This is a genomic window from Streptomyces calidiresistens (genome assembly GCF_014141525.1).
In the GTDB taxonomy this organism is placed as follows: domain Bacteria; phylum Actinomycetota; class Actinomycetes; order Streptomycetales; family Streptomycetaceae; genus Streptomyces; species Streptomyces calidiresistens.
The window spans coordinates 1-7,609 of sequence record NZ_VKHS01000201.1; the positions used below are offsets into that span (position 1 = coordinate 1).

Sequence of the window (7,609 nt, forward strand, 5' to 3'; positions counted from 1 at the left end):
CCCCCACCCCTCGAACGGCTGACTCCTCGCAAGCGTGCGCGAAACCGCTCCCACCTGCGCCGATACCTCTCCCCCGGGAGGCCCGGGAAAGCCGTTTCCCCCGGGGCACATGAGCGATCCACCCCGGCACACCGCCCCCGACGTGGGAAGACGAATTGCCGTGACGCAGGGGAAACACTCCCTCCATTTCCCTGCGGCAATCATTGATCGCATCGTTCATCCGGTGAAAAGCGGGCGATCATACCCGAGGAAACAGCCGGGACAGCAGGAAACGAAGTGTTCATCGGATTTGGCTACGAACTCTCCGAGTCGTGCCCTAGCCTCTAACCCTCCGCAACGACCACCCGGGCCGGGGGAGGGCACGGGAAATCGACGGTGGGGGGGCATGAGCGGTGGGCGTCGACGCCTGCCCGCGTGGCTGCTCCCCCTTGGGGGTTGAGAAACACCACGCCGGGGGGCGTGGCAGGTCCCTGGAGGGGTCTTGTTCACCGCTGTTTTCGTCGTCATCGTCTCCTTGACGCTGTTCTGGATGGCCGCCTTCACGCTGTGGTGGCAGATGCACGCCTGGCGCACGCCGGAGGTGCTGGAGGCCACCCGGTTCGGCAGACCCGACGGTGACGTCCATCTGTCGTTCTCCCTGCTGGTGCCCGCGCGGCACGAGCAGGAGGTCCTGGAGCACACCGTCCGCCGGCTGCTCCGTTCGCACCACCGGGACTACGAGGTCCTGGTGATCGTCGGTCACGACGACCCGGGCACCGCCGAGGTCGCCGAACGGGTCGCCCGCGACGCGGGTGGCCGGGTGCGGGTCATCGTCGACCACAACCAACCCAAGAACAAGCCGAAGGCTCTCAACACCGCCCTCCCGCACTGTCGCGGGGACGTGGTCGGGGTCTTCGACGCCGAGGACCAGGTCCACCCGGACCTGCTCTCCCACGTGGACCACGCCTTCCGCACCACCGGCGCCGACGTGGTGCAGGGCGGCGTCCAGCTGATCAACTTCCACTCCAGTTGGTACAGCCTGCGCAACTGCCTGGAGTACTTCTTCTGGTTCCGCAGCCGGCTGCACCTGCACGCGAGCAAGGGCTTCATCCCGCTGGGCGGCAACACCGTCTTCGTCCGCACCGAGGTGCTGCGCGAGGCCGAGGGCTGGGACGAGAACTGCCTGGCCGAGGACTGCGACCTGGGCGTCCGGCTCTCCAGCGCCGGCAAGCGGGTGGTGGTCGCCTACGACGCCGAGATGGTCACCCGCGAGGAGACCCCCGGCTCACTGATGGGCCTGCTCAAGCAGCGCACCCGCTGGAACCAGGGGTTCCTGCAGGTCTACCGCAAGCGCGACTGGCGCCGGTTGCCCGGTTTCGGACGGCGGATGCTGGCCCGCTACACCCTGATGACCCCGTTCCTGCAGGCCTTCACGGGCGTGGTCATCCCGCTGAACGTGGCGGCGGGCGTGCTGCTCGACGTCCCCGTGGGCGTCGCGCTGATCTCCTTCCTTCCGCTGCTGACGATGACCGTCACGTTCGTCTTCGAGATCGTCGGACTGCACGACTTCGGCCGGCAGTACGGCTTCCGCATCCGACTCGCGCACTACCTCAAGCTCATCGTCGGCGGCCCCTTCTACCAGGTCCTGCTGGCCGGCGCGGCGATCCGCGCCGTCTGGCGGGAGCAGCGGGGCCGCAACGAGTGGGAGCTGACCCGGCACACCGGCGCGCACCTCACCCGAGAGGACATCCAGAGGTGACCACGACACTTCCCGCGCTGCCCGAGACCTCTTCGACCACGGGTTCCCCGACGGGTTCACCGAGCACCTCGCCGACCGCGCCGCCGAAGTCCCCCTCGGGGGGCGGGAGGGGGGCCGCGTCCCCCTCCCGGCGCCCGGCACCGGTGCGCACCGGCCGGACCGACGCGCTGCTGTGCGCGGCGCTGCTGGTCGTGATCATGGTGGTGCAGGCCTGGAACATCTCGCGCTTCCCCGGCCTGAGCGACGACGAGGGCACCTACCTCGCCCAGGCCCGGGCCGTGCAGGAGGGCGACGGCCTGGCCCACTACACCTACTGGTACGACCACCCCCCGCTGGGGTGGATCCAACTCGCCGCGCTGACCCGGATCCCCGCCTGGTTCGCCCCCGAGGCGATGACGGTGGGCACGATGCGGTACGCCATGCTCGGGGTCTCGGCGGCCTGCGCGATCCTCGTCTACCTGCTCGCCCGGCGGCTGCGGCTGCCGATGTGGGCCGCGGGTCTGGCGATGGTGCTCTTCGGGCTCTCCCCGCTGTCGGTGGTGCTCCAGCGGCAGATCTTCCTGGACAACATCGCGGTGATGTGGATGCTGGCGGCCTTCTGGCTGGCCTCCTCGCCCAACCGTCACCTGTGGCACCACTTCGCGGCCGGGATCGCCGGCGCGGTGTCGGTGCTCACCAAGGAGACGATGCTGCTGGTGCTGCCGGCACTGCTGGTGACGATGTGGCGGCACAGCCACCGCGACACCCGCAAGTTCGCCGTCAGCGGGGCGATCACCGGTTGCGCCCTGATCGGTCTGCTGTATCCGCTGTACGCGCTGCTCAACCACGAACTGTTCCCCGGCACCCGGCACGTGTCGCTGATCGAGGGGGCGGTCTACCAGCTGACCCGGCCGGGTTCGGGCTCGGTGTTCGACCCGACCTCCGACTCGCACAGCGTGGTGCGGGACTGGCTGTACTACGACTGGGTGCTGCCGGTCGGCGGTCTGGTCGGCGCGGTGCTGGTGCTGTGCGCGACGCGCCGGTCGGTGACGGCGCGGGCGATGGCCGGTCCGGCGCTGGTGGTGGTGATCCTGGCGGTGGTCGCGTTGCGGCCGTCGGGTTACCTGCCGGCGATGTACGTCATCCAGGCGCTTCCGTTCCTGGCGCTGCTGCTGGCCGCGCTGGTGGCGAGCGTCGCGCACCTGGTGCTGCGGCGCGGTCGGCCGACCGGCCGCGGCCGGGAGGGACGAGGAGCCGTCGCCGCCCGGTGGACGGTGGCCTGCGTGCTCGCGGTCGGCGCGCTGCTGCCGATCGTGCCGCAGTGGTACGACGGCAACCGGACGGCGATGACCGAGGACGTCAACGCCAACTACCGGGCCGCCGCCGCCTGGATGCGCGAGGAGGTGCCGAACCCCGGGGAGGTCCGGGTGCTGGTGGACGACGCGCTGTGGCTGGATCTGGTGCACGCGGGCTACGAGCCCGGCCCCGGTGCCATCTGGTTCTACAAGGCCGACCTGGACCCGGCGGTGACGCGCACCCTGCCGAACGGGTGGCGGGACGTGGACTACGTGGTCGCGTCCCCGACCGTGCGGCGCGACGCCGTGGACCTGCCCATCGTCAGGGGCGCAATCGAGAACTCGACCCCGGTGGCCGTCTTCGGCGCCGGTGAGGACCGGATCGAGATCCGGCGGATCGCGGGAGGCGACCGATGACCACGCACCACTCCGCCGGCATGCCCACCGGCTTCCCCGGCTCCCCGTCCCCGGGCGCCGTGCCGGTCGGCGCGACCGACGTGGACGTGCCGGATGCCCCGCCGTCCCGCCGGGTCGGGCCGGCCGGCGGCCGCCGGGGGTTCGCCCCCGGGGTGACGCCGGCACCGGACCCGCTCGCGGTATCGGTCCCGCTCGGGTTGCCGGATCCGCCGGCGCCCACCCGCACCGGCACCCTGACCCTGATCGTGCCGACCTTCAACGAGGCGGGGAACATCCGCGAGTTGCTGCGACAGTTGGGGGAGGCGCTGCCTTCCGGCGACCGTTGCCGGGTGGTCTTCGTCGACGACAGCACCGACGGGACACCGCGGATCATCGAGGATGCCGCGCCGAGCTGCCCGTTCCCGGTCTCGGTGATCCACCGCGAGACGCCCACCGGCGGGCTGGGCGGTGCGGTGGTGGAGGGGATGCGGGCCGCCGACACCGACTGGCTCGCCGTCATGGACGCCGATCTGCAGCACCCCCCTTCGCTGGTGCCCGAGTTGATCGCGACCGGGGAGCGCACCGGCGCCGACCTGGTGGTGGCCAGCCGCTACATCCCCGGCGGCAGCCGGGAGGGGCTGGCCGGCGGCTACCGGGTGGCGGTCTCGCGGGGCGCGACCTGGTTGACGAAGGGTCTGTTCCCCCGGCGATTGCGCGGGGTGAGCGATCCGATGAGCGGATTCTTCGCGATCCGGCGGGAGATCGTCACCGCCGAGGCGCTCAAGCCGCTCGGCTACAAGATCCTGCTGGAGCTGGCGGTGCGCTGCCGGCCGCGCACGGTCGCCGAGGTGCCGTTCGTCTTCCAGGACCGGTTCGCCGGGGAGTCGAAGTCCACCGCCAAGGAGGGGATGCGCTTCCTGCGGCACCTGGTGTCGCTGCGCACGGCGTCGGCGACGGCCCGGATGGTGGCGTTCGGGCTGATCGGGATCACCGGTTTCCTGCCGAACCTGCTGGCCCTGTACCTGTTGACCACCGGGGGGATGCACTACCTGCCGGCGGTGATCCTGGCCAACCAGTGCGGCGTGGCGTGGAACTTCCTGTTGTCGGAGAGCCTGCTCTTCCGCGACCGGCGCGGACACCGGCACTGGGCGGACCGGGCGGGGCGGTTCACCCTACTGGCCAACGCCGACCTGGTCCTGCGCGTGCCGCTGATCGCGCTGCTGGTGGAGAGCGTGGGGGTGGCGGTGCTGCCGGCGACCGGCCTGGCGTTGCTGATCACCTTCCTGCTGCGGTTCGTCGCCACCGAGATGTTGGTGTACCTGCCGCGGCGCGGGCGGTCCTGACCCCGGTGTTCCGGGTGGGGTGACGCCGCCGCGGGGTGGCGTCACCCGGCCCGCGCCCCGGGTGGGGAACACCGTCCCCGGCGACCACCGGCGGCGCTCCCCGCCGGTGCCCCGCTCCCACCCGATCCCATCCGAACCCATCCGCTCCCCCGACACCTCACCCGATCCCCCGGGCTTTCCGAACCTTCCGGCCCGTTCCCACCACCCCGACCCGCCGGCGGGTCCGCTCGCCGTGCCCGTTTCCGGGCGCGACGGGCCCGCCGGCGCACCACCGCACCACCGGCACGAAGGGAGCCGCATGTCCGCACCACCCGCACCACCCGTGTCCGCCGTCCTCCGCATACCCGGCGCCGCCCCGCCCGGGGCGGCGCACCGCACCCACCGGGTCCGCCGCGTCCGGCGCGCGCTCGCCGCGCCGCTGCTCATCGCCCTGGTGGCGGCCTCGGCGCTGCTGGCCGTCCCTCCGCGCGAGGCGGCGGCCGAGCCGAACCTCGTCACCAACCCCGGCTTCGAGACCCCCGGCGCCGGTGACATGCCCGCCTGCTGGTCCCGGGCCGGCTGGGGCGACCACGACTTCACCATCGGGCCGACCGGCGACGCCCACAGCGGCACCACCGCCATGGAGGTGACCCTCGCCAACCGGGAGAGCGGCGACCGCAAGGCGCTGATCACCGAGAGCACCGAGTGCGCCCCGACGGTCGCCGAGGGCGCGCAGTACGACCTGTCGGTGTACTACAAGGCGACCACCCCGAGCGTGGCGATCACCCTGTTCCGGCACGACACCGACCTCGGCTGGCAGTACTGGACCGACGTCTCCACCCTGCCGGCGGCGGCCGACTGGGAGCAGGCACTGGTGCGCACCCCGGTCGTCCCGCCGGGCACCGACCGGATCTCCTGGGGCGTGTCGCTGTTCGGCGACGGCACGCTGGTCACCGACGACTACGCGATGGTGCCGGTGGAGGCCCCGGCGCCGGACCCGGTGTGCACGGGCACCGCGCAGGAGTGCGCCGAGGGCGCGTGGGACGTGCTGCCGGTGGACAACCCGGTGCGCAGCATGCACTCGGTCGTCCTGCACAACGGCAAGGTGCTGCTGATCGCCGGGTCCGGCAACGACGAGGACATGTTCGCCGCCGGCACCTTCACCTCGGCGGTGTACGACCCGGCGGACGGCTCGTACACCGTCATCCCCACCCCGGTGGACATGTTCTGCGCCGGGCACGTGCAACTGGCGGACGGCCGGGTGCTGGTGATGAGCGGCAACCGGGCGTACCCGGCGCCCGACGGCTCGCACGACTACCAGGGGTTCAGGGACTCCTACATCTTCGACCCCGACACCGAGACGTACATCCGCACCAACGACATGAACGACGGGCACTGGTACCCGTCGGCGACCATCCTGGGCAACGGCGACGTGCTCTCCTTCGGCGGCCTGCGCGAGGACTCCACCGGCAGCGTGACCGCCGAGCGCTGGTCGCACGAGCACGAGGAGTGGCTGCCGCTGCACCGCGTGAACCAGACCTGGTCGTTCTGGGGCCTGTACCCGGCGATGATCCTCATGCAGGACGGCCGGTTGTTCTACTCCGGCAGTCACGTCTTCGGCGACGGCCTGCCGGGCACCGGTGCCTCGATCCACGACCACGACGCCAACACCATCACCGACGTGCCCGGTCTGCGGGCCAAGGACGAGCGGGACCAGTCGGCGAGCGTGCTGCTGCCCCCCGCGCAGGACCAGCGGGTGCTGACCATCGGCGGCGGCAACATCAACACCAACCCGGAGGCCAACCGGCTGACCGACATCATCGACCTGAAGGAGCCGAGCCCCGGGTACCGGCCGGGTCCGCCGTTGCCGCAGGGAACGGTCGACCTCGGCGCGGGCCCGGTCCCGCAGACCGGTGACCAGGGCAAGATGTACGTCTCGGCGGTGCTGCTGCCGGACGGGACGGTGCTGGAGACCGGCGGCGCCCTGCACAACCGGGCCGATCCCGTCTTCTCCGCCTCGGTCTTCGACCCGACGACCGACACCTTCACCCCGGTGGCCGCCGACCCGGAGGCGCGCGGTTACCACTCCTCGGCGTTCCTGCTGCCCGACGGCCGGGTGATGGCGACGGGCGACAACCCGGGTGACGGGTCGTGGAACCACAAGGTCTCCGTCTACAGCCCGCCCTACCTCTTCCAGGGGGACCGGCCGGAGATCGTCTCGGTGGACGGGAACGAGTGGGAGTACGGGGAGACCCGGGCGATCACCGTGGACCGGCCGATCACCCGGGCGGCGCTGATCCGCCCGGCGGCCGTCACCCACTCCTCCGACCCCAACCAGCGGTTCGTGGATCTGCCGATGACCGTGGCCCCCAACGGCACCGACATCGACCTGCACGTGACGGGCAACCCCAACCTGGCGCCGCCCGGCTGGTACATGCTCTTCACGGTGGACGCCAACGGGGTGCCCTCGGAGGCCGAGTGGGTGCGGGTCGGGGAGACCGACGCGCAGGCGTTGGCCGCCGCGCTGGAGGCGGCGCACGTCCACGACTTCGCCGACGACCTCGACGCCGAGCCGCGCGGCCCGGAGCCGTACCGCGAGTCCGCGCCGGTCGGGCCGGCCGCCGACGCCGCCGACGCGGAGCGGGCGGGCCCGGCGGACGGGGCCGGGGACCGGGAGGTCCCGGAGAGCCCGACGGTCGGGGTCACCGGCTGCGAACGGGCCTACGGCGACGCGGGCGTCTGCGTGCCGGCGGTCTTCCCGGAGTCGGTGCCGCCGACGCCGGCGGAGCGCTGCTCCTGGCTGCGGGAGCGCGGCATCGAGGAGCAACCGCTCAACGGGGGCGGGGACCCCCTTGGGCTTTCTCTTCTACACATCTGGC

Annotated in this window: 4 protein-coding genes; all 4 read left to right on the forward strand. The window is 72.1% G+C overall.

The features are described 5' to 3' along the window. The first annotated feature begins 481 nt into the window (after positions 1 to 481). Positions 482 to 1,738 carry a glycosyltransferase gene (locus FOE67_RS10925; RefSeq protein WP_182663037.1) on the forward strand — a complete coding sequence of 419 codons (1,257 nt, stop codon included), beginning with the start codon at positions 482 to 484 and terminating at the stop codon, positions 1,736 to 1,738. Further along, entirely contained in the window at positions 1,735 to 3,429 is a 1,695-nt protein-coding gene (locus FOE67_RS10930) for an ArnT family glycosyltransferase (RefSeq protein ID WP_438874204.1), read from the forward strand. Before FOE67_RS10925 ends, FOE67_RS10930 begins: the two co-directional genes overlap by 4 nt. Continuing rightward, on the forward strand, positions 3,426 to 4,751 hold the full coding sequence (locus FOE67_RS10935) for a glycosyltransferase (RefSeq protein WP_228473760.1): 1,326 nt from the start codon (positions 3,426 to 3,428) through the stop codon (positions 4,749 to 4,751). Before FOE67_RS10930 ends, FOE67_RS10935 begins: the two co-directional genes overlap by 4 nt. A 298-nt stretch (positions 4,752 to 5,049) precedes the next feature. After that, positions 5,050 to 7,609 (forward strand): galactose oxidase early set domain-containing protein (locus tag FOE67_RS10940; protein ID WP_182663039.1); only part of this gene is annotated, 2,560 nt, incomplete at its 3' end.

Excerpts from the sequence above, each read along its gene's own strand:
- FOE67_RS10935 (WP_228473760.1), top strand. The coding sequence starts at position 3,426 with ATGACCACGCACCACTCCGCCGGCATGCCCACCGGCTTCCCCGGCTCC.